Here is a 20,860-nt window from a genome sequence, read left to right on the forward strand (position 1 = left end):
CCGCCCGCACCGGAGACCCGCATGACCGCAGACCGCCCTGTCCTGGCGCCCGACGAACAGGTGCAGTTCGGCAGCTACGAGGCGATCTTCCTGGAAGGCGAGGGCGCGCGCGACCTGGTCATCGCGCTGACCGGCGTCGGCGATGTGTCGAAGCCCTTCGCCGGCTACGACTTCCTGCGCACGCTGCAGCTGCGGCCGCGGCTCGACAGGATCCTGATCCGCGACCATGCGCGCAGCTGGTACCGCGCCCCCGAGGGCCGCGCCGCGATGATCGCCTGGTGCCGGCAGCGCGCCGCGGCCGGGCGCTATCGCAGCGTCACACTGATCGGCATCAGCATGGGCGCCTATGCCGCGCTGACCCTGGGCGCCGAGATGCCGGAAGTGCGCATCGTCGCGCTGTCGCCGCCCTTCTCGCTGGACACGCCACGCTTCGGCCGCGGCGTGGTGCGCTACAAGGTCTGGCTCGACCGGCACCCGCCGGTCGAGGGCACCGACGCGGTGCTGACCGGCGATCCGGCGCGCTACCTGCTGCTCTTCGGCGACGAGGAGATGATCGACCTCTACAATCTGCGCCTGTTCCAGGAGCGCGGCTGGCCCGGCCTCTTCCTCTGCCCGGGCGGCGAGCACAATCTCGGCAGCTTCCTGGCCCGGCACCAGCGGATGGGGCGGGTGCTGGACCTGGCCGGCGCCGGCGCGCCGATGGCCGAGCTCGCCGCCGCCGCCGGCGCCCTGGCGGTCTTCCCGGAATGCCACGGGCTGCAGATGCTGGCGGCGCGCGAGGCGCTGTGGCGCGGCGAGACCACCCTGGCCGACCAGGCCCTGGCCGAGGCGCGTGCCGCGGTGGGCGCCGCCTCGCCGGCGCTGGACCGGCTGGACTGGCTGCGCGCCGGGCTGCTGGCGGATGCCACCAGGGCGCTGCGCCGCGTCCAGGCGCTGCCGCCGGCGCGCCGCGTCAGCCTGGCGCTGGCCAGCGGCGGCCTGCTGCATCTGCAGGCGCCGGAAGCCCGCATCATCCAGGGCGTGCCGGTGCTGGGGCCGCTGGTGCTGGCCCGGCTGGAGCATCCGGGCGCGCAACGCCTCACCCTCTCCTGCCGCGCCGAGGTCCCGGCCCGCCGCAATGCCGGCGGGCGGGTGACGCTGGACGCCTTCGCGCTCGAGGGCAACCGCGCCTTGCCGCTGGCCAGCGGGGCGCCGCCGGCCGCCGGCATCGCCATCCCGCTGACCCTGCGGGAGGGTGCCGCCGACTTCCTGCTGCGGCGGCGCTGCTTCTCCTCCGGCTTCGATGCGGTGCGCGACGCGGACCAGACGGTCTGGTCCATGAAGCTGCGCGACATCCGCCTCGAGGACGCCTAGCCCAGCATCGGGCAGCCGCCTTCCGACAACGGCCGGAACGCCTCCTCCGCCGCCACCGTGCCGCTCAGCTTGTAGTAGTCCCAGGCGCCGCGGCTCTCGCCCGGTGCCTTGACCTCGAAGAGATAGGCCGGGTGGACCTTGCGGCCATCGGCGCGCACCACGCCCTGCCCGAAGCAGTCGTCGTCGGTCGGCATCGCCTTCATCCGGGCAACCACGGCGCGGCCGCTGGCCTTCGCCGGCCCCGCGCCCATGTCGGCCACCGCCTTCAGGTAGTGCAGGCAGGCGGCATAGGTGCCGGCATGCTCCTGGTTCGGCCAGTTGTTCGGCACCTTCGGGCGGATGCGGGTGTTGAAGGCGCGGGTGCGGTCGTTCAGGTCCCAGTAATAGGCCTCGGCCAGCAGCAGGCCCTGCGCCGTCTCCAGCCCCAGCGCATGGATGTCGGTGACGAACATCGGCGTGCCGGCCAGCTTGACGCCGCGCCGCGCCACGCCGAATTCGCGCGCCTGCTTGATGCAGTTGACCATGTCGGTGCCGGCCATCAGCAGGCCGATCACCTTGGCGCGGCTCGACTGCGCCTGCACCAGGAAGCTGGCGAAATCCGTGGTGCCGGGGAAGGGAAAGCGCGAGGAGCCGGCCACCTTGCCGCCGGCCGCGGTGACGAAGCGCCCGAGGTCGCGCTCCATCTGGTGGCCGAAGGCATAGTCGGCGGTGATGAAATACCAGGAATCGCCGCCATTGCGGACGGTCGCCTTGCCCACCGCATTGGCCAGCATCCAGGTGTCGGCGGTCCAGTGGATGGTGTTGGGCGAGCAGCGCTCGCCGGTCAGCGCCGCGCTCAGCGCGCCGCTGTTCATCTGCACGCGGTCCTTCTCCTGCACCAGCCCGGCGATGGCGAAGGCGATCGCCGAGTTGTTCACCTCGGTGATCATGTCGACGCCGTCCTGGTCGATCCAGCGGCGGGCGAGCGCCAGCGCGACATCCGGCTTGTTCTGGTGGTCGCCCTGCAGCACCTCGACCTGGATACCGCGATTGGCCAGGCCCAGGTCTTCCACCGCCTGCTTCGCGCAGGCCAGCGCCGTGGGGCCCGAGGTGTCGCGATAGGGGCCGGAGAAATCGGCCAGCACGCCGATGCGGATCGGGGCCGCGGCCTGCGCCCGCGCCGGCGGGGTGAGCAGGGTGGGCGCGAGCAGGGCGGCGGCACCCCCGGCGAGCAGCCGGCGGCGGGGCGTCTGGATCATTTTTTTCAATACTTTCCTGGTGCTTCCGGACGGTCGTTCGGCCGGCGCTCTGCGGCGCCGTGCGGCCCGGCCAGTCTCGCCAGGGCCAGGGCGCCAGGCAAGATGTATTCTGTGATCACAGCAGCCGGCTGAAAGCCATTCCCATGCTGGATCGCCGCCAAGCTTTCTGCCAGTCTCCGCCACAGAGCCGTGAACGGCCGGATACAAAGGAAGCGTTCCATGCAGAAAGTGACCCCCGGGGCCGCGCTGGCGCCGGCCGTCCCCTCGACCTCGCTCAGCCGCCGCGGCGCCCTGCAGGCGGCGCTGGGCATCGGCAGCCTGGCGCTGACCGGCCGCAGCGCCCTGGCCCAGGGTGCCGCGCAGAAGCCCGCCGAGATCAAGGTGGGCATCGCCACCTTCCTCTCCGGCTCCTCCAGCGTCTTCGGCGTGCCCGGCAAGCAGGCGGCCGAGCTGCTGTTCGACCAGCTGAACGAGCAGGGCGGCATCGCCGGCGTCAAGCTGCGGCCGATCTTCATCGACGAGGGCCCGGGCGTCGACCATTTCACCGGCGAGTACCGCCGCCTGGTGCAGAGCGAGAATGTCCAGCTGATCTTCGCCGGCATCTCCTCGGCCGACTGCCTGGCCTGCGCGCCGCTGTCGGAGGAGATGAAGCGCCCGACCATCCTGTGGGATTGCGGCACCCAGCGCATCTTCGAGGAGGGCAAGTACAGCTATGCCTACCGCACCCAGGCGAATGCCACGCCGGAAGTGCTGGCGCCGCTGCTGTATCTGCTGAAGACCAAGCCGGATTTCCGCTCGGTCGCGGTGATGAACCAGGATTATGCCTGGGGCCGCGATTCCTGGGACATCTTCCGCACGGCCCTGAACGCGCTGAAGCCCGGCGTGCGCGTCGCCGCCGAGCTGTTCCCGCGCTTCGGCGCCACCGACTTCTCGACCGAGGTGACGCGGCTGCTGGCGCTGCGCCCGGACGTGATCTTCTCGACCACCTGGGGCGGCGAGCTCGACGCCTTCATCCGCCAGGCCTCCGACCGCAAGCTGTTCGAGCGCTCGACCTTCGTCATCCCGCTGGCCGAGAGCTCGCTGGAGCGCGTCGGCAAGGCGCTGCCGCCCGGCCATATCATCGGCGCCCGCGGCGACCACTGGTTCCTGCACCCGAGCCCGCGCGACCCGGCGCTGCTGGCCAAGTTCACCGAGGACTACCGCAAGCGCTTCAACGTCTATCCGATCTACTCGACCCACCACATGTTCCAGGCGGTCTCGGCGATGAAGGCGGCCTATGAGAAGGCGATCGCCGCCAAGGGCGGCGGCTGGCCGAATGATGCCGAGCTGGCGGCGGCCTTCCGCGGCCTGACCTTCCCCTCGCTGACCAGCAGCGTCACCATCCGCGAGGACGGCCAGGGGCTGGAGAACCAGCTGATCGGCACCTCGATGCACACCGACAAGTACAGCTTCCCGGTGATGACCGACATGATGAGCTTCCCGGCCGAGATGATCACCACCCCGGTCGGGCAGAAGAGCCTGGACTGGCTGAAGACGCTGAAGCCGGACATGCTGGACAAGCTGCCCGCCACCGTCCCCTACACGCCGTAGGACTGGACGCTGATGGGTGCCTGGTTCTCCGAGAACGGGCTGCTGGTGGGCCTCGCGGCATTGGACGGCCTGTCCTATGCCGCGGCGGTCTTCATGGTGGCGGTCGGTCTCAACCTCGTCTTCGGCGTGCTGCGCGTGCTGAACATCGCCCATGGCAGCCTCTATGCCATCGGCGGCTACAGCGCCGCCTCGCTGGGTCTCTTCCTGTCCAGCCTGGGATTGCCTGACTTCCTTGCCTATCCGGCGCTCGTCGTCGCCGCCGCGCTGGTCGGCGCGCTGCTCGGCCCGCCGATCGAGCGGCTGCTGCTGCGCCGCATGCAGGACCATGAGCCGGTGCTGCAGCTGCTGGTCACCTTTGCCCTGTTCATGATCCTCGAGGATCTGCAGAAGCTGGTCTGGGGCGTGCAGCCGGTGGTCTCCGACGCGCCGGTCCGCCTGCTCGGCACCATCGACATTCCCTTCGGCGGCGATGTCATCCCGTTCAATGCCTACCAGCTCTATGTGCTGCCGGGCATTGCGCTGACCACCCTGGTCGGCCTCGCCTGGTTCCTGCGGCGGACGCTGGCGGGGCGCATGATCGTGGCGGTGACCACCGACCGCGAAGCCGCCCGCGCCATGGGCATCGACGCGGCGAAAGTCACGCTGCTGACCTTCACCGCCGGCGCGGCGCTGGCGGCGCTGGGTGGCGCCCTCGCCTCGCCCACCGTCTCGCTGGTGCCGGGCGTCGGCGCCCAGACCATCGTCCTGTCCTTTGCCGTGGTCGCCACCGCCGGCCTTGGGCAGATCGAGGGGGCCGCGGTCGCCGCCCTGCTGATCGGGCTGGGGCGCTCCTTCGCCGTCTATCTCGAGCCGGAGCTCGAGGTGGTCATCCCCTATGTCATCATGCTGGCGGTGCTGCTGGTGCGGCCGCAGGGCCTGTTCGGCGTGGCGGAGACCCGGCGCATATGACCCGCACCCAGGAATTGCTGCTGGCGCTGCTCGGCGCCGTGCTGCTGCTCGTGCTGGCCTGGGCGGTGCCCTGGCTGCGCTTCGTGCTCACCGTGGCCTTGGCCAAGTCGCTGGCGGTCTTCGGCATCCTGCTGCTGCTGCGCGCCGGCCAGGTCAGCTTCGGCCATGCCCTCTATTTGGCGCTGGCGGCCTATACGGCGGCCTTCACCGCCATGCTGATCCCCGAGGCGCTGATCCTGCTGCCGGTCGCCGCCATCGCCTCGGCGCTGGTCGGGCTGGTGGTCGGCCTCTTCGTGGTGCGCTACCGCGAGATCTTCTTCGGCATGCTGAACCTCGCCCTCAGCATGGTTTTCTATTCGCTGCTGGAGAAGTTCTACTCGATCACCCATGGCACCGACGGCATGCGGCTGCCGCCGCTGCGCTTCGCCGGCATGCCGCTCGAAGGGGAATTCCAGGGCTGGGTGCTGCTGATCCTGGCGGTGGTCCTGGCGCTGGGCTTCGGGGCTTTGGTGCGCATCTACCTCGGCTCGCCGATGGGCCAGGCGCTGGCCGGCATCAAGACGCGCGAGACAAGGCTCGAGTTCCTCGGCGTCCCGGCGCGGCGCGTGCTGCTCGCCGCCTATGTGCTGGCCGCCCTGATGGCCGGCTGCGGCGGCGCGGTGCTGGCCATGACCACCCGCCTGGTCACCCCGGCGCTGGCCTATTGGACCGCCTCGGGCGAGCTGGTCTTCATCGCCATCCTGGGCGGCGCGGGCTCGGTCTTCGGCCCCGTCATCGGCGCCGTCGCCTTCGAGCTGACCCGCGTCTATGCCGCGGCGCTGGTCGCCGATGCCTGGCAGCTGATCCTCGGCAGCGTGCTGCTGCTGGTCATCCTCTTCGCCCCCGGCGGGCTCTGGGGCATGGGGAAATCGCTGCTGTCGCGGAGGAAGACGGCATGAGCGCGCTGCTCTCCGCCCGCGGCCTGAAGCTCGCCTTCGGCGGGCTGAAGGCGGCCGATGGCATCGACCTCGACGTCATGGAGGGCGAGTTCCTCGCCATCATCGGCCCGAACGGCGCCGGCAAGACCACTTTTATCAATATGACCACGGGATACCTCAAACCCCAGGCCGGCAGCATCGCCTTCGACGGGAAGCCGATCCTCGGCATGTCGCCCCGGAAGATCGTGGCGCTCGGCATCGGCCGCTCCTTCCAGCTGCCGCAGCTCTTCACCGAGCACACGGTGCTGGAGAACGCGGCCCTCGCCGTCGCCGCCCGCCAGGGCATCTGGTCGGCCTTCGCGCCGCTGATGCGCCCCTCGATCCGCCAGGAGGCCGAGGCCCTGCTCGACCGCTTCGGCCTCGGCCCGGTTGCCGACCGCCGCGCCGACGCGCTGAACGAGGGCGCCCGCAAGCTGGCCGACATCGCCATGGCGGTCGCCCTGCGTCCACGCCTGCTGCTGATGGACGAGCCGACCAGCGGCGTGGCGGCGGCCGACAAGATGGGCGTGGTGGAGACCCTGGTCCGCGTGCTGCGCGCCTCCCGCGTCACCGCCGTCTTCGTCGAGCACGACATGGAGGTGGTCGCCCGCTTCGCCGACCGCGTCGCCGTCTGGGGCCAGGGCCGCATCATGGCGCTGGGCGACCCGCAGACCGTGCTCAACGACCCGCAGGTGCGCCGTGACGTGATCGGCGAGCTGCCGCAGGAGGCGCTGCATGCTCCGACTTGAAGGCGTCTCGGTCGATATCGCCGGGGCCTCGGTGCTGCGCTCGGTCTCGCTGGCGGTGCCGCCGGGCGGGCGCGTCGCGCTGATCGGCCGCAACGGCGCCGGCAAGACCACCACGCTGCGCGCGCTGATGGGGCTGCTGCCGCTGCAGGGCGGCCGCATCGCCGTCGACGGGCAGGACTGCGCCCGCATCCCCGCCCACCGGCGCACGGCGCTGGGCATCGGCTATGCGCCGGAGGAGCGCCGGCTGTTCGGCAGCTTCACCGTGCAGGAGAACCTGCTGCTGCCGGCCGAGGTTCTCGGCCTGCCGAAGGCCGAGCTCGCCCGCCGGCTGGAGGCGGTCTACGACCTGCTGCCGGAGCTGCGCGGTTTCGCCCCGCGCAAGGCGGCCGGGCTCTCCGGCGGCCAGGGCAAGATGGTGGCGCTCGGCCGCGCGCTGATGGTGGGCAGCCGCGCGGTGCTGCTGGACGAGCCCTTCCAGGGCCTCGCCCCGGCGCTCGCCCTGCGCTACGCCGAGGCGCTGGCCCGGCTGCGCGAGGCGCTGCCCGATGTCGCCATCCTGATCACCGAGAGCAGCCCGGAGCTGCTCCGCCCGCTGGTCGACACCACCTTCGTCATCGAGCGCGGCGAGATCGCGGCTTTGTGATGCAAGCCGGGGGGAGCCGGTCTTCTCCCCCCGTGCCGCCTTTCGGCTGGCCTCCTCCTGCGGCCGCGCCGGGCGCCGGCGCCCGCCGGGGCCCGCGCCCTGCTGTCGCGCTTCAGCCGGACGGCCTATAAGGGCGGCCCTGTGCCGTTGCGGCCGAGGAAAATTGCCACCCCTATGACCGGCCTGTCGCGTCGCCTGACCTGGTTGCTGGCCCTGGCTTTCTGGGCTGCCTGTTCGCTCGCCGTGGGCGGCGCCGCCTGGTGGCACATCCGCCATGTGCAGAACCAGGCCGTGGACAGCGCCCTGGACCGCGCCGAGATCGCCTCCCGCGCCGTCGAGCAGATGCTGCTGCGCAGCTTCGAGGCGATCGACGGCATGCACGAGCAGGCCGAGGCCCGCCAGCGCCTGCTCGCCGGCGGCCAGCGCCAGGCGGCGGCGGCGATCGAGGCGCAGTTCCGCGCCATCGTCGAGCAGGCCCGCTTCGGCGTCCGCCAGATCGGCGTCATCGCGCCCGACGGCATGCTGGTCTGGTCCTCGGTGCCGGGCTGGGTTCCGGTCAGCCTGGCCGACCGGCCGCATTTCAACGGGCCGCGCGACGCCGGGGACCACCGGCCCTTCATCAGCGTGCCGCTGATCGGCCGCACCAGCGCGCAATGGAGCGTCCAGGTCGCCCGCCGCATCGACGACGACGCCGGCCGCTTCGCCGGCGTCGCCGTGGTCTCGCTCGACCCGGTCGCCCTGGTCCGCGCCCTGCAGGAGCTGCAGCTCGGCACGGGCCGCCGCATCCGCGTCCTGCGCCAGGATGGCGTGGTGATCGCCGACAGCGAGGCCGACAGCGAGCTCGGCCTGCGGCTCGAGGCCGACGACCCGCTGCGCCGCGCGCTGCGGCAGTCGCCGAACGGCCGTGCCGAGGCGGCCGGCCCGGGCGGGCTGCGGCTGATCGGCTACCAGTCGCTGGAGGCGGTGCCGCTGGTGGTCGAGCTGTCGCTGAACGCCGCCACCGAGCTCGCCTCGATCGGCTTCGTCATGCCCTCCATCTCGGCCGCCGCGGCGGCGATCAGCCTGCTGCTGCTGGCCGCCATCGCCCTGTTCCTCGTCTGGCTGGAGCATGGGCGGACCCAGCAGGACCTGCTGCAGGCCCGGCGCGACCGCGAGAACGTGCTGGAGCGGCTGGCGCATGCGCAGCGCATGGAATCGCTCGGGCGGCTGGCCGGCGGCATCGCGCACGACTTCAACAACGTGCTGCAGGCGGCGCTCGGCGGCGCCAAGCTGATCGCCCGCCGCACCACCGATCCCGGCATCCGCAAGCTGGCCGAGATGGTGATCAGCGCCGGCGAGCGCGGCGCCTCGGTGACCCAGCGGCTGCTCGCCTTCGCCCGCCGCGGCCAGCTGCGCGCCGAGGCGATCGAGATGGCGCCGCTGATGGAGGGCCTGCGCGAGGTGCTGAGCCACACGCTGGGCGCCATCGTCGAGGTGCGGCTGGCGGTGGCCCCCGGCCTGCCGCCGGCGATGGCCGATCGCGGCCAGCTCGAGGCGGTGCTGATCAACCTGGCGGTCAATGCGCGCGACGCCATGCGGCCGATGGGCGGCGGCCGGCTGGTGCTGGGCGCCGTGCTGGAGAACGTCGGCGAGGTCCGCCTCGGCCTGCCGGTCGGCCTCGCCCCCGGCCGCTACCTGCGGCTCGACGTCACCGACACCGGCACGGGCATGGATGCGGCGACGCTGGCCCAGGCGGCCGAGCCCTTCTTCACCACCAAGCCGAAGGACCAGGGCACCGGGCTCGGCCTCGCCATGGCCACCGGCTTCGCCGAGCAGTCGGGCGGCGCGCTGGCGATCGACAGCGCGCCGGGCCGCGGCACCCGTGTCAGCCTCTGGCTGCCCGAGGCGGACGAGGCGACGCTGCGCCGCAGCCCGCCGCCGCAGGCCGGGGCCGAGCTGCCGGAGGGCGCCCGCGTGCTGCTGGTCGATGACGAGCCGCTGGTGCGCCGGCTGCTCGCCGAATGGCTGCGCGAGCGCGGCCTGGTGGTGGTCGAGGCGGAGGGCGGCCGCGACGCCCTGGCGCTGCTGGCGCGCGAGGCCGCCTTCGACCTGATGATCACCGACCTGGCGATGCCGGGGATGGACGGGCTGCAGCTGGTCGCGGCGGTGCGCGCCCGCCAGCCGCGCCTGCCCGCCCTGCTGCTGACCGGCCATCCGGGCGATGCCGATGCGGCGGTGCTGCGCCAGGTCGCCGAGGCCGGCGCCTTCACCATGCTGCGCAAGCCGGTGGCGCCGGAGGCGGTGCTGGCCGGCTGCGCCACGCTGCTGTCGCCGCAGCCCCGCCCCTAGGGCCGCTTCAGAATAATCCACAGATTCCGTGGACAGGGGTGTGGACAACCGCTGGACGATGCGTTTCCGCAACGTACCCGCGACGGATTTTCCCCGGCAAAAGCAAAGCCCTTGGCCTGGGGGCGGGACGCGGCGTAAGGAGCGGCGCATGCGCCATTTCCCGCTCTTCCTCGATCTGCAGGGCCGCGACGTGCTGCTGCTGGGCGGGGGCGAGGCGCTGGCGGCCAAGGCCCGGCTGCTCGCCGCCGCCGGCGCGCGGCTGCGCCAGGCCTCCCGCTTCTCGCCGGAGCTGCTGGAGGGCGTGGCGCTGGCCTGCGCCGCCGGCGCGCCGGAGGCGGAGCTGCGCGCGCTCTCGGCCGCCTGCCAGGCGCGCGGCATCCCGGTGAACGTGGTCGACCGGCCGGCGCTGTCCTCCTTCATCACCCCCGCCATCATCGACCGCGACCCGGTGACCGTGGCGATCGGCACCGCCGGCACCGCGCCGCTGCTGGCCCGGCTGGTCCGCCAGCGGGTCGAGGCGGTGCTCTCGCCCGGCCTCGGGCGCATCGCCGCGCTGGCCGAGCGCTTCCGCGGCCGGCTGCGCGAGGCGCTGCCGGATGTCGCGGCGCGCCGCCGCTTCCTGGAGGGCGTCCTGGCCGGCCGCCCGGCGCAGCTGGCCGAGGAAGGCCGCCAGGCCGAGGCCGAGGCCGCCTTCGCCGCCGCCCTGGCGCGCGCCGAGACCGCCCCCACGGGGCTGGTCCACCTGGTCGGCGCCGGGCCGGGCGCGGCCGACCTGCTGACGCTCCGCGCGCTGCGGCTGATGGGCGAGGCCGATGTGATCGTGCATGACCGCCTGGTCTCGGCCGCCGTGCTGGACCTGGCCCGCCGCGATGCCGAGCGGATCGATGTCGGCAAGGCGCGCGGCCGCCATCCGGTGCCGCAGGAGCGCATCAACGCCCTGCTGGTCGAACTGGCGCGCAGCGGCAGGAAGGTGGTGCGGCTGAAGGGCGGCGATCCCTTCATCTTCGGCCGCGGCGGCGAGGAGATCGAGGCGCTGGCCGAGGCCGGCATCGCCTTCGAGGTGGTGCCCGGCATCACCGCGGCGCTGGCCTGCGCCGCCCAGGCCGGCATCCCGCTGACCCATCGCGAGGCGGCGCGCAGTGTCACCTTCGTCGCCGGCCAGAGCCGCGAGGGCCGGCTGGCGGTGGATTTCGCGGCGCTCGCCCGGCCCGGCCAGACCATCGCCGTCTACATGGGCGCGACGATCCTGCCGCAGTTCTTCGCCGGGCTGGTCGCCGCCGGCGCCGATCCCTCGACGCCGGCTGCCTTCATCGAGCGCGGCGGCTCGCCCGACCAGCGCCTGCTGCTGGGCAGCTTTGCCGAGGTGGCGCACGAGGCCGGCGGCTGGGTGGGCGACGGCCCGGCGCTGCTGCTGCTGGGCGAGGCCTGCGGCCGCAGCCCGGCCCTGCCCGGCGCGCGCGCGACGGTCGCGCCCCGCTAGCGGAGCGACACCCCGGCGCGGGGTGGACAGTTTGCCACGTCGATCACCGGCCCGTCCCGTGCGAGGACGGGCCGGCGCGGCACCGGCCGGACCGGCCGCCGCGCAGGGCCGCCAGGCCCGGCAGCACAAGGCGAATCGACGATCCCACCCCGGAACGACCACCGCGTCCGGCGCCGTCCCCGCATGCCCGCAGCATGCACCGTTTTTTATATAAGCGGGCGGTACCGGACTTGATGCAGCGCAAGGACGCGGGGGGGTGAGGGCCGCTAATCCGGGCTGGTCAGGAAGGGACAGAGGCCGGTGGGCTTGCAGGATCAGCATCAGGTGAGGCGCCTCGTCGAGGCCCCGGCCCGGCCGGCGCCCGCCGCCGCCGTCGCGCCGCCCGTCGCCGCCGCGGCCAGGCCCGCCCGCGCGCCGCGCCAGGCGCTGCCCCGGCGGGTCCGCCAGGGCGCGCTGCTGCAGGCCCTGGCCGCGCTGCTCTGGCTGCCGATGGCCTGGATCCTGGCCGGCGCGGTGCAGCGCCTGGCCACGGGCGCCGGGCTGGCGGCGATGCTGCTGCCGGCCGGGCTGCTGCTGGCGCTCGGCGCGGCGCGCGCCGGGCTGGAGGCGCTGGGCGGCCGGATGGTCTTCGCCGGCAGCCGGCGGCTGCTCTCCGATCTGCGCGGCAGCGCGCTCGACGCGCTCGCCGCCCGCTCGCCGCTGGACGCGACGCGGCCGGCCTCGGGCGCGGCGGCCAGCCTGCTCGCCGAGCAGGCCGATGCCGTGCTGCCCTACCTGCTGCGCTTCCGCACCGCCCGGCTGCGCGCCAGCCTGCTGCCGCCGGTCATCCTGCTGGCGGTGCTGCCCTTCTCCTGGCTCTCGGCGCTCGGCCTGCTGGTCGCGGCGCCGCTGATCCCGCTGTTCATGGCGCTGATCGGCTGGCGTGCCCAGGCCGCCTCGGAAGCGCAGATGCTCGAGCTCGGCGGCATGAACGGCTTCCTGCTGGACCGGCTGCGCGGGCTGGCCAGCATCCGCGCGCTGGGCGCGGTGGATGCCACCGCGCGGCGGCTGCGCGCCCAGGCGGAATCGCTGCGCGCGCGCAGCATGGCGGTGCTGCGCATCGCCTTCCTCTCCTCCGCCGTGCTCGAGCTGTTCTCGGCGCTGGGCGTCGCCCTCGTCGCCGTGCAGATCGGCTTCCACCTGCTGGGCCAGCTGGAATTCGGCACCTGGGGCGCCCGGCTGAGCCTGGCGGAAGGCTTCTTCCTGCTGCTGCTGGCGCCCGCCTTCTTCGAGCCGCTGCGCGAGCTCTCCGCCGCCTGGCACGACCGCGCCGCCGGCGAGGCGGCGCTGCGGGCGCTGCGCGCCGCCGCCGAACCGCCCGAGCCCGCCGCCCGGCTGGTCGCGCCGCTCGTCGCCCCGCTGGCCACCCCCGCCCTCGCCGCCCGGCCGCCGGCGGTGACGGTCGAGCGGCTGCGCTTCCGCCATGCCGGGGCGGCGGCCCCCGTCTTCAGCGATCTCGGCCTGGACGTGGCACCCGGCGAGCATGTCGCGCTGCTCGGCCCCAGCGGCATCGGCAAGTCCAGCCTGCTGGCGGTGATCGCGGGCCTGGCCTGCCCCGAGGCTGGCCGTGTGCTGATCGGCGGCCGCGACCTGGCCGAGGCGCCGGCCTCGATCCGCGCGCAGATCGCCTGGGTCGGCCAGCGGCCGTTCTTCTTCAACGCCTCGCTGGCGCGCAACGTGACGCTGCAGCGGCCGGGCCTGGACGCGGCCGCCGCCCAGCGCGCGCTGCATCTGGCGGGGCTGGCGGCCGTCGCCGAACGGCACGGCCCGCAGGGCATCGGCGAGGCCGGGCTCGGCCTCTCCGGCGGCGAGGCGCTGCGCCTGTCGCTGGCCCGCGCCCTGGTCGATCCGGCGGCCAGCCTGGTGCTCGCCGACGAGCCCACCGCGCATCTGGACGCGGCCACCGCCGCGGCCACCACCGAGACGCTGCTGGCGCTGTGCCAGGGGCGCAGCCTGCTGCTGGCGACGCACGACCCGGTGCTGGCCGCCCGCCTCGACAGGATCGTCCTGCTGTGAACACGCTTCTTCCGGTTCTCTCGATCTTCTGGCAGGCGCAGCGCCGCGCGCTGCTGGCCGGCGCTGGGCTGGCGGCGGCGACGATGCTGGCCGGCGTCGCGCTGCTCGGCCTGTCCGGCTGGTTCATCACCGCGACCGCGCTCGCTGGCCTCTCGGCCAGCGCCGCCATCGGCTTCGACGTCTTCCGCCCCGGCGCCGGCATCCGCTTCCTGGCGCTGGCCCGCACCGCCGGCCGCTATGGCGAGCGGCTGGTCACCCATGACGCGACGCTCGCCGTGCTCGCCGCGCTGCGCGAAAGACTGTTCCGCGGCTGGGCGGCACCGATGGCCGCGCGCCAGCTGCTGGCCCGCCCCGCCCGGCTGCTGTTCCGGCTGACCGCCGATGTCGATGCGCTGGACGGGCTCTATCTGCGGCTGCTGCTGCCGCTGGGCGCGGCGCTGAGCGTCACCGCCGGCGCCGGCCTGGCGCTCGGCCTGCTGCATCCGGGGCTCGGCCTCGGCCTGGCGGCGCTGCTGCTGGCCGCAGGCCTCGGCCTGCCCGCCGCCGCCGCCCGCGCCGGGCGCCGCCCGGCCCGCCGCCGCGCCCATGCCGCCGAGGCGCTGCGCGCCCGCACCACCGACCTGCTGGGCGGCCAGGCCGAGCTGCTGCTGGCCGGCCGGCTGCCGGCGCAGCGCGACGCCGTGCTGGCCGCCGAGGCCCGGCTGGCCGGGGCCGAGGACGCGCTGCACCGCATCGAGACGCGCACCGGCCTGGGCTTCGGCCTGGCCGGCAGCCTGGCGCTGGCCGGCACGCTGCTCGCCGCCGGCGCCCTGGTCGAGGAAGGCACCCTCACCGTGCCGCAGGCGGCGATGGCGCTGCTGGTCGCCTTCGCCGCGCTGGAGCCCTTTGGGGCGCTGCGGCGCGGCGCGGTGGAGCTCGGCCGCCTGCTGCTGGCCGCCCGCCGCCTGGCGCCGCGCCTGAGCGCCGCGCCGCCGCCGTCTGGCCTGCCGCTGCCGCCGCGCGGCGAATCGCTGCGGCTGGAAGCGGTCACCGCCGGCCATCCGGGCGCCGCGGCGCCGGTGCTGCGCGGCCTGTCGCTGCGGCTGCGCGCCGGCGAGCGGGTCGCGGTGATCGGCGCCAGCGGTGCCGGCAAGTCCAGCCTGCTGGCGCTGGCCGCCGGCGAGCTCGCCCCCTGGCAGGGCCGCCTGGCTGCCCTGCCCGCCTGCCTGATGACCCAGCGCAGCGAGCTGTTCCAGGACAGCCTGGCCGACAATCTGCGCCTCGCCGACCCGGCCGCCCCCGACGCCACGCTGTGGCAGGCGCTGGCCGATGCCGGGCTGGAGAGCACGGTCGCTGCCCTGCCCGGCGGCCTCGCGGCGCGGCTGGGCGAGGGCGGCACCGGCCTCTCGGCCGGGCAGGCGCGGCGGCTGTCGCTGGCCCGGCTGCTGCTGCGCGGCGCGCCGCTCTGGCTGCTGGACGAGCCGACCGAGGGCCTCGACCCGCTGCTGGCGCGCGAGGTGCTGGCGCGGATCGCTGCGCGCGCCGGCGCCGCCAGCCTGCTGATCGCCACGCATATCCGGCGGGAAGCGGCGCTCGCCGACCGCCTGCTGCTGCTCGAGGACGGCCGCCTGGTCGCCGAGCATCGCCGCGGGGAGGCGGGCTATGCCGCCACCCTGGCGATGCTGCGGCCGGACTGAACCCGCCCTCCTGCTGAACCACCCGGCGCCGTGCTCCCGCGGCGCCGCAACCGAGAGGACACCGGGGCCCTCCCCCGGCGGCATCGGATGGAACTGGACGTCGTATCCCTATCGCGGCTGCAATTCGCGCTGACCGCCCTCTACCACTTCCTCTTCGTGCCCCTGACGATCGGGTTGTCGATCCTGCTCGCCATCATGGAGACGGTCTATGTGATGACCGGCCGCACCGTGTGGCGGGAGATGACCCGCTTCTGGGGCACGCTGTTCGGCATCAACTTCGTGCTCGGCGTCGCCACCGGGCTGACCATGGAATTCCAGTTCGGCATGAACTGGAGCTACTACAGCCATTATGTCGGCGACATCTTCGGCGCGCCGCTGGCGATCGAGGGGCTGATGGCCTTCTTCCTGGAGGCCACCTTCGTCGGGCTGTTCTTCTTCGGCTGGGACAAGCTTTCCAGGCTTGGGCACCTGGCGGCGACCTGGGCGGTGGCGCTCGGCTCCAACCTCTCGGCGCTGTGGATCCTGATCGCCAATGGCTGGATGCAGAACCCGGTCGGCGCCGCCTTCAACCCGCAGACCATGCGGATGGAGGTCACCGACTTCTGGGCCGTGGTCTTCAACCCCGTGGCCCAGGCGAAGTTCGTCCACACCGTCTCGGCCGGCTATGTCACCGCCTCGCTCTTCGTGCTCGGCGTCTCCGCCTGGTATGTGCTGAAGGGCCGCCACCTGGCGCTGGCCCGCCGCTCGATGACGGTCGCCGCCTCCTTCGGCCTGGCCGCCTCGCTCTCGGTCGTCGTGCTCGGCGACGAGAGCGGCTATCTGGCGACCGAGCACCAGCAGATGAAGCTCGCCGCCGTCGAGGCGATGTGGGAGACCGAGGCCGCGCCCGCCGCCTTCACCGCCTTCGGCTTCCCCGACCAGGAAGCGCGCGAGACGCATTACGCGATCCATATCCCGGCGCTGATGGGGCTGATCGCCACGCGGTCGCTGACCACCGAGGTGCCGGGCATCAAGGACCTCGTGCTCCGCGCCGAGACCCGCATCCGCCAGGGTATTCTGGCATACGACGCGCTGCAGACCATCCGAACAGCGCGCGGCGCCGGCGTCGCCCCCGAGGTGACCGCGTCGTTTGAAGAAAATGGCCGGCTGCTCGGCTATGCCTATCTGCTGCGCCGCTATGTCGACGATCCCCGCCAGGCGACCGAGGAACAGATCGCCAAGGCCGCCTGGGACACCGTGCCGCATGTGCCCTCGCTGTTCTGGGCCTTCCGCGTCATGGTCGGCATCGGCATGTACATGATCCTGCTGACGGCGGTGTTCTTCTTCCTGTCGGCGCGGCGGAAGCTGGATCGCCATCGCTGGCTGCTCTGGGTCGCCGTCTGGTCGATCCCGCTGCCCTGGATCGCCGCCGAGATGGGCTGGATCGTCGCCGAATTCGGCCGCCAGCCCTGGATCATCGAGGGCGTGCTGCCGACCGCCATGGCGGTCTCGCATCTGGGCGTCACCGAGGTGCTGATTACCATCGCCGGCTTCACCCTGTTCTACAGCATCCTCGCCGTCGTCGAGATGGGGCTGATGCTGAAGGCGATCGCCAAGGGCCCGCAGCCGCTGCCCGCCCCCGCCCCCCTGCTGTCGGCCGGACAGGCGCCGCCGCGCGCCGTGCCGGCGGAGTGAGCGTGTCATGATCCTGCATGAACTCCTCGACTATCCGACCCTCCGGCTGATCTGGTGGGTGCTGCTCGGCGTGCTGCTGATCGGCTTCGCCGCCACCGACGGCTTCGACCTCGGCGTCGGCGCGCTGCTGCCCTTCGTCGGCCGCACCGACCTGGAGCGCCGCGTCGCCATCAACACCATCGGCCCGGTCTGGGAAGGCAACCAGGTCTGGCTGATCCTCGGCGGTGGCGCCATCTTCGCCGCCTGGCCGCCGCTCTACGCGGTGTCCTTCTCGGGCTTCTACCTGGCGATGTTCGTGGTGCTGGCGGCGCTGATCCTGCGCCCCGTGGGCTTCAAGTATCGCGGCAAGCGCGACGATCCGCGCTGGCGCGCCGCCTGGGACTGGGCGCTGTTCACCGGCGGCTTCGTCCCCGCGCTGATCTTCGGCGTCGCCGTCGGCAACGTGCTGCAGGGCGTGCCCTTCCGCCTGACCGAGGAATACGGCATCCGCTACGAGGGCTCCTTCTTCGGCCTGCTCAACCCCTTCGCGCTGCTCTGCGGGCTGCTGTCGCTGTCGATGATGGTGATGCATGGCGGCGCCTGGCTGTCGCTGAAGGCCAGCGGCGTGGTGGCGCAGCGCGGCCGCCGCTATGGCAGCATCGCGGCACTCGCCGCCCTCGGCCTCTTCGCCTTCTGCGGCCTGCTGACCTGGCTCTGGCTCGGCGGCTACCGCATCACCAGCCCGATCGACCCGGCCGGCCCCTCGGCGCCGCTGCTGAAGGAGGTGACCCGCGACGGCGCCAGCTGGCTCGCCAACTACGCGGCCCATCCCTGGATGCTGATCGCGCCCGCCGCCGGCTTCCTCGGTATCCTCGGCGCCTTCCTCGGCCTGCGCGCCGGGCGGGAGGTCAGCACGCTGCTCTGCTCGAAGCTCGCCACCTTCGGCATCATCTCGACCGCCGGGCTGTCGATGTTCCCCTTCCTGCTGCCCTCCTCGCTCGACCCGCGCTCGAGCCTGACGGTCTGGGACAGCTCCTCCTCGCACCTCACCCTGTTCATCATGCTGGTCGCGACCGCCCTCTTCCTGCCGCTGATCCTGGCCTATACCGCCTGGGTCTACCGGGTGCTCTGGGGCAAGGTCAGCGAGGCCAGCGTGCGCGACAGCTCCGACGCCTACTGACCCCGCGCCTCCTGAAAGGAACGACGACCATGTGGTACTTCGCCTGGCTGCTCGGCCTGCCGCTCGCCGCCGCCTTCGCCGTGCTGAACGCGATGTGGTTCGAGCTGATGGAGCGCGGCGAGATCGCCCCGCAGGAATGACGCGCCATGGACATGCTTGATCTGCACAACCCCCTCGCCGATGTCGAGAACCACGCCGCCGAGGCCGCCAACCTGCTGCGCATGCTGGCCAATGAGCGCCGCCTGCTGCTGCTCTGCCACCTGATCGGCGAGGGCGAGGTCACCGTCGGCCGTCTGGCCGAGCGCGTCGGCCTGTCGCAGCCGGCGCTGTCGCAGCACCTGGCGCGCCTGCGCGAGGACGGGCTGGTCGCCACCCGCCGCGCCGGGACGACCATCCACTACCGCGTCGCCGATCCGCGCGTGGCGCGGCTGCTCGGCGTGCTGCACGACATCTATCAGGGCGGCGAGGAGAATGCCGAGGCGGTCGTGGTGAACTGACGGGAAGCCGGGGAGGCAGGCTGGGGGAATGAATTCCCCCAGACCCCCTTCTTCTTTCTGTCAGACTGCCGTGTCCACGTGACGACAGTACGTGAAACGGCCCGGCAGAAGCGCGACCTGGGAGGGCGCAGCGTTTCCTGTCACGGCGTCCCGCCGTGACGCCCGGGCGACGGCCCCGCTGAGGCGCAGCGCGACAAAAGGCCGGTCATCAGAAAAAAGATGGGGTCCAGGGGAATTCCTTCCCCTGGCCTGCCCCTGTCTTCCCTGTCAGGCGTTCAGCCCGCCATCGACGACGATCCCCGTCCCCGTCACCTGCGCCGCCCCCGGCCCGGCCAGATAGGCCACGGCGGCGGCCACGTCTTCCGGCTTGCCGTAATGGCCGAGCGCGGTGCCAGCGCGCTGGGCATCGGCCTGGGGTCCGGCGGCGGGGTTCATGTCGGTGTCGGTCGGGCCGGGATGGACCAGGTTCACCGTGATGCCGCGCGGCCCGAGGTCGCGGGCCAGGCCGCGCGTCAGCGAGATCAGCGCCGACTTGCTCATCGAATAGACGCTGATGCCGGGCAGGGCCACGCGCTCGGCCAGGCAGGAGCCGATGCTGATGATGCGGCCGCCCTGCGACAGATGCGGGATGGCGGCCTGGATCGCCAGCACCACGCCGCGGATGTTGACGTCGATGAGGGCGTCGATGTCCTCCAGCCGCATCGATTCCAGCGGGCCGCCGCGGGCGACGCCGGCATTGTTGACCAGGATGTCGAGGCCGCCGAGCCCGGCCACCGCCGCCTCCACCGAGCGGCGGATGGCGGCCGGGTCGGCGCTGTCGGCGGCGATGGCCAGGGCGCGGCGGCCAAGTCCCTCGATCTCCTGCGCCACCGCGCCGGCACGCTCCGGCGAGCTGACATAGGTGATCGCGACATCGGCGCCGCGGCGCGCCAGCTCGCGGGCGATGGCGGCGCCGATGCCGCGCGAGCCGCCGGTGACGAGGGCGCGCTTGCCGAGAAGGTCCATGGGTCGGGTCTTTCTGTGGTGTTCGATACAGAAATCCTGGCGCCGGTTGCGGCGCGCCGTCAAGCGAATTATATAGCGATCGACAGAGAAATAGGTGCCATGGCCGACCGCGGACGTCCCCGGAGCTTCGATCGCGAGCGCGCGCTGGCCGCGGCCATGCTGCTGTTCTGGCGGCGCGGCTACAGCGCCACCTCGGTGGCCGAGCTGTGCCAGGCGATGGGGATCGGCTCGCCCAGCCTCTATGCCGCCTTCGGCAGCAAGGAGGCGCTCTATGCCGAGGCGCTGACGCTCTATGGCGAGCGCTTCGGCCCGCGCATCTGGAGCGGCTTCGACGCGGGGCCCACGGCGCGCGCGGCGATCCGGTCGCTGCTGCTGGATTCGGCCGGCACGCTGGCCGAGGGTGCCTGCGGCTGCATGGTGACGCTGGCCAATATAGGCGAGCCGGCGGCCTGCCAGGCGCAGGCGCTGCTGGCCGGGATGCGCGCCGCCATCCTGGAGAAGGTCACCAGCCGGCTGGCCGCCGCCCAGGCCGAAGGCGAGCTGCCCGCCACGGTCGATGTCGCCGCGCTGGGGCGGTTCTATCTCGGCGTGCAGCAGGGCATGTCGGTGCAGGCGCGCGACGGCGCCACCCAGCCGGCCCTGGCGGCGATGGCCGAGGTCGCCATGGCCGCCTGGCCCGGGCCCTAGTTGTCGCCGAGCTCGCGATAGGCGCCGCGCTCGGGGTCGTAGCCATAGCGCTTCCTCTCGGCGCCGGAGAGGGTGACGGGGCGGCCGTCGCGCTCCTCGCTGCGGTCCAGCGACATGACGATGACGGGCCAGCCGGGCCGCGCCATGGCGGCGCCGGCGTCGAAGGCCGGGGACCCTTCCAGCGTCACGCAGGGGCTTTCCGGCGGGGCGCAGGCGGCGCCGTTGTCGCTGCCGCCGGGGATGGTGCCGGCATGGCGCCACTGGCTGCGCGCCGCCTCCAGCCGGAAGATCTCGAAGCCGTAGATCGAGCTGCCCTGGAAGCTGGCGATGGTGCGCAGCGCCAGGATCAGGTCGCCGCCCGGCAGGGCGTGCTGCCGCAGCGGCGCCTTCCCGTCGACCTGCGGCGCGTCGCCGCCGGCGCCGCCGGTGCCGATGCGGCCGATCCCGGCCTGCAGGCTGGCCGGGATCCAGCGGCCGCCCTCGCGGCGGAAGCTGGCCTGGTAGAGCGGCAGGGTGGCGTCGGGGGCGGTGAAGACGACACCGCCGGTCGGCGCCGGCTGCGCCGTGGCCAGGCCCAGATAGAGCTCGCCACCGGCCGGCAGTGTCACCCGGCTGCCCCACCAGAAGGACAGCACCTGGCCATCCGCCAGCCGGCAGGCGCCCCCGGCGTCACGGCGGGCGCAGAAGGCATCCTCGACCTGGCGCGGCGAGGGGGGCGCGGGATCGGCGGCCCAGGCGGCGAGCGGCAGGGTCAGCAAGGCGGCGGCAAGGGCAGCGGTTTTCATGAAGCGCAGGATAGGAAACGGCCCCGCCCGCGTCGCA

General features: G+C 73.2%; 18 protein-coding genes. 15 read left to right on the forward strand and 3 right to left on the reverse strand.

The annotated features are described in order from the left end of the window. The first annotated feature begins 21 nt into the window (after positions 1 to 21). Positions 22 to 1,353 (forward strand): hypothetical protein, encoded by a 1,332-nt coding sequence (locus tag WFI16_RS17275; RefSeq protein WP_419899081.1) that lies wholly within the window; start codon positions 22 to 24, stop codon positions 1,351 to 1,353. Here WFI16_RS17275 and WFI16_RS17280 read toward each other — a convergent pair. Then, the gene (locus WFI16_RS17280) at positions 1,350 to 2,591 is read right to left on the reverse strand and encodes an ABC transporter substrate-binding protein (protein WP_419899082.1); all 1,242 of its coding nucleotides are present in this window, start codon (positions 2,589 to 2,591) and stop codon (positions 1,350 to 1,352) included. The two genes, WFI16_RS17275 and WFI16_RS17280, sit on opposite strands and share 4 nt — an antisense overlap. A 219-nt stretch (positions 2,592 to 2,810) precedes the next feature. Between WFI16_RS17280 and WFI16_RS17285 the strand changes: the two genes are divergently transcribed. The 13 genes from WFI16_RS17285 to WFI16_RS17345 all read left to right on the forward strand — a co-directional run bounded on the left by WFI16_RS17285 (position 2,811) and on the right by WFI16_RS17345 (position 18,346). Continuing rightward, on the forward strand, positions 2,811 to 4,181 hold the full coding sequence (locus WFI16_RS17285) for an ABC transporter substrate-binding protein (protein WP_419899083.1): 1,371 nt from the start codon (positions 2,811 to 2,813) through the stop codon (positions 4,179 to 4,181). Positions 4,182 to 4,193: 12 nt separating this feature from the next. Continuing rightward, positions 4,194 to 5,129, forward strand: a complete 936-nt coding sequence (locus WFI16_RS17290) for a branched-chain amino acid ABC transporter permease (RefSeq protein WP_419899084.1) — start codon at positions 4,194 to 4,196, stop codon at positions 5,127 to 5,129. Next, positions 5,126 to 6,067 (forward strand): branched-chain amino acid ABC transporter permease, encoded by a 942-nt coding sequence (locus tag WFI16_RS17295; protein WP_419899085.1) that lies wholly within the window; start codon positions 5,126 to 5,128, stop codon positions 6,065 to 6,067. Before WFI16_RS17290 ends, WFI16_RS17295 begins: the two co-directional genes overlap by 4 nt. Continuing rightward, positions 6,064 to 6,834, forward strand: coding sequence for an ABC transporter ATP-binding protein (locus tag WFI16_RS17300; RefSeq protein ID WP_419899086.1), 771 nt, complete (start codon positions 6,064 to 6,066; stop codon positions 6,832 to 6,834). The genes WFI16_RS17295 and WFI16_RS17300 overlap by 4 nt, the downstream gene beginning before the upstream one ends. Further along, positions 6,821 to 7,477, forward strand: coding sequence for an ABC transporter ATP-binding protein (locus tag WFI16_RS17305; RefSeq protein ID WP_419899087.1), 657 nt, complete (start codon positions 6,821 to 6,823; stop codon positions 7,475 to 7,477). Before WFI16_RS17300 ends, WFI16_RS17305 begins: the two co-directional genes overlap by 14 nt. 174 nt (positions 7,478 to 7,651) lie before the next feature. Then, entirely contained in the window at positions 7,652 to 9,805 is a 2,154-nt protein-coding gene (locus WFI16_RS17310; RefSeq protein WP_419899088.1) for a response regulator, read from the forward strand. Between the two features lie 148 nt (positions 9,806 to 9,953). After that, on the forward strand, positions 9,954 to 11,285 hold the full coding sequence (gene cysG, locus WFI16_RS17315) for a siroheme synthase CysG (protein WP_419899089.1): 1,332 nt from the start codon (positions 9,954 to 9,956) through the stop codon (positions 11,283 to 11,285). A gap of 324 nt (positions 11,286 to 11,609) precedes the next feature. After that, positions 11,610 to 13,340, forward strand: coding sequence for a thiol reductant ABC exporter subunit CydD (gene cydD, locus WFI16_RS17320; protein WP_419899090.1), 1,731 nt, complete (start codon positions 11,610 to 11,612; stop codon positions 13,338 to 13,340). Continuing rightward, positions 13,337 to 15,016 (forward strand): ATP-binding cassette domain-containing protein, encoded by a 1,680-nt coding sequence (locus WFI16_RS17325; RefSeq protein ID WP_419899091.1) that lies wholly within the window; start codon positions 13,337 to 13,339, stop codon positions 15,014 to 15,016. The genes cydD and WFI16_RS17325 overlap by 4 nt, the downstream gene beginning before the upstream one ends. An 87-nt stretch (positions 15,017 to 15,103) precedes the next feature. Then, positions 15,104 to 16,690: a cytochrome ubiquinol oxidase subunit I gene (locus WFI16_RS17330; RefSeq protein WP_419899092.1), complete on the forward strand. Its 1,587-nt coding sequence runs from the start codon at positions 15,104 to 15,106 to the stop codon at positions 16,688 to 16,690. Positions 16,691 to 16,697: 7 nt separating this feature from the next. Then, entirely contained in the window at positions 16,698 to 17,849 is a 1,152-nt protein-coding gene (gene cydB, locus WFI16_RS17335) for a cytochrome d ubiquinol oxidase subunit II (protein ID WP_419899093.1), read from the forward strand. Positions 17,850 to 17,878: 29 nt separating this feature from the next. Further along, on the forward strand, positions 17,879 to 17,989 hold the full coding sequence (gene cydX / locus WFI16_RS17340; RefSeq protein ID WP_419899094.1) for a cytochrome bd-I oxidase subunit CydX: 111 nt from the start codon (positions 17,879 to 17,881) through the stop codon (positions 17,987 to 17,989). 6 nt (positions 17,990 to 17,995) lie between these two features. Next, entirely contained in the window at positions 17,996 to 18,346 is a 351-nt protein-coding gene (locus WFI16_RS17345) for an ArsR/SmtB family transcription factor (RefSeq protein WP_419899095.1), read from the forward strand. A gap of 267 nt (positions 18,347 to 18,613) precedes the next feature. Here the strand turns inward: WFI16_RS17345 and WFI16_RS17350 are convergent, their stop codons facing one another. Further along, the gene (locus tag WFI16_RS17350) at positions 18,614 to 19,351 is read right to left on the reverse strand and encodes a 3-oxoacyl-ACP reductase family protein (RefSeq protein ID WP_419899096.1); all 738 of its coding nucleotides are present in this window, start codon (positions 19,349 to 19,351) and stop codon (positions 18,614 to 18,616) included. A gap of 99 nt (positions 19,352 to 19,450) precedes the next feature. On the opposite strand from WFI16_RS17350, the gene WFI16_RS17355 reads away from it, so the two are divergent. Further along, on the forward strand, positions 19,451 to 20,038 hold the full coding sequence (locus tag WFI16_RS17355; protein ID WP_419899097.1) for a TetR/AcrR family transcriptional regulator: 588 nt from the start codon (positions 19,451 to 19,453) through the stop codon (positions 20,036 to 20,038). On the opposite strand, the gene WFI16_RS17360 is transcribed toward WFI16_RS17355, so the two are convergent. Then, positions 20,035 to 20,823, reverse strand: coding sequence for a hypothetical protein (locus WFI16_RS17360; RefSeq protein ID WP_419899098.1), 789 nt, complete (start codon positions 20,821 to 20,823; stop codon positions 20,035 to 20,037). The two genes, WFI16_RS17355 and WFI16_RS17360, sit on opposite strands and share 4 nt — an antisense overlap. Positions 20,824 to 20,860 lie beyond the last annotated feature (37 nt).

The sequence above is a fragment of the Roseomonas sp. USHLN139 genome (genome assembly GCF_037145735.1).
Classification (GTDB): Bacteria; Pseudomonadota; Alphaproteobacteria; order Acetobacterales; family Acetobacteraceae; genus Pseudoroseomonas.

Excerpts from the sequence above, each read along its gene's own strand:
- WFI16_RS17275 (WP_419899081.1), top strand. The coding sequence starts at position 22 with ATGACCGCAGACCGCCCTGTCCTGGCGCCCGACGAACAGGTGCAGTTC.
- WFI16_RS17280 (WP_419899082.1), bottom strand. The coding sequence starts at position 2,591 with ATGATCCAGACGCCCCGCCGCCGGCTGCTCGCCGGGGGTGCCGCCGCC.
- WFI16_RS17285 (WP_419899083.1), top strand. The coding sequence starts at position 2,811 with ATGCAGAAAGTGACCCCCGGGGCCGCGCTGGCGCCGGCCGTCCCCTCG.
- WFI16_RS17290 (WP_419899084.1), top strand. The coding sequence starts at position 4,194 with ATGGGTGCCTGGTTCTCCGAGAACGGGCTGCTGGTGGGCCTCGCGGCA.
- WFI16_RS17295 (WP_419899085.1), top strand. The coding sequence starts at position 5,126 with ATGACCCGCACCCAGGAATTGCTGCTGGCGCTGCTCGGCGCCGTGCTG.
- WFI16_RS17300 (WP_419899086.1), top strand. The coding sequence starts at position 6,064 with ATGAGCGCGCTGCTCTCCGCCCGCGGCCTGAAGCTCGCCTTCGGCGGG.
- WFI16_RS17305 (WP_419899087.1), top strand. The coding sequence starts at position 6,821 with ATGCTCCGACTTGAAGGCGTCTCGGTCGATATCGCCGGGGCCTCGGTG.
- WFI16_RS17310 (WP_419899088.1), top strand. The coding sequence starts at position 7,652 with ATGACCGGCCTGTCGCGTCGCCTGACCTGGTTGCTGGCCCTGGCTTTC.
- cysG (WP_419899089.1), top strand. The coding sequence starts at position 9,954 with ATGCGCCATTTCCCGCTCTTCCTCGATCTGCAGGGCCGCGACGTGCTG.
- WFI16_RS17330 (WP_419899092.1), top strand. The coding sequence starts at position 15,104 with ATGGAACTGGACGTCGTATCCCTATCGCGGCTGCAATTCGCGCTGACC.
- cydB (WP_419899093.1), top strand. The coding sequence starts at position 16,698 with ATGATCCTGCATGAACTCCTCGACTATCCGACCCTCCGGCTGATCTGG.
- cydX (WP_419899094.1), top strand. The coding sequence starts at position 17,879 with ATGTGGTACTTCGCCTGGCTGCTCGGCCTGCCGCTCGCCGCCGCCTTC.
- WFI16_RS17345 (WP_419899095.1), top strand. The coding sequence starts at position 17,996 with ATGGACATGCTTGATCTGCACAACCCCCTCGCCGATGTCGAGAACCAC.
- WFI16_RS17350 (WP_419899096.1), bottom strand. The coding sequence starts at position 19,351 with ATGGACCTTCTCGGCAAGCGCGCCCTCGTCACCGGCGGCTCGCGCGGC.
- WFI16_RS17355 (WP_419899097.1), top strand. The coding sequence starts at position 19,451 with ATGGCCGACCGCGGACGTCCCCGGAGCTTCGATCGCGAGCGCGCGCTG.
- WFI16_RS17360 (WP_419899098.1), bottom strand. The coding sequence starts at position 20,823 with ATGAAAACCGCTGCCCTTGCCGCCGCCTTGCTGACCCTGCCGCTCGCC.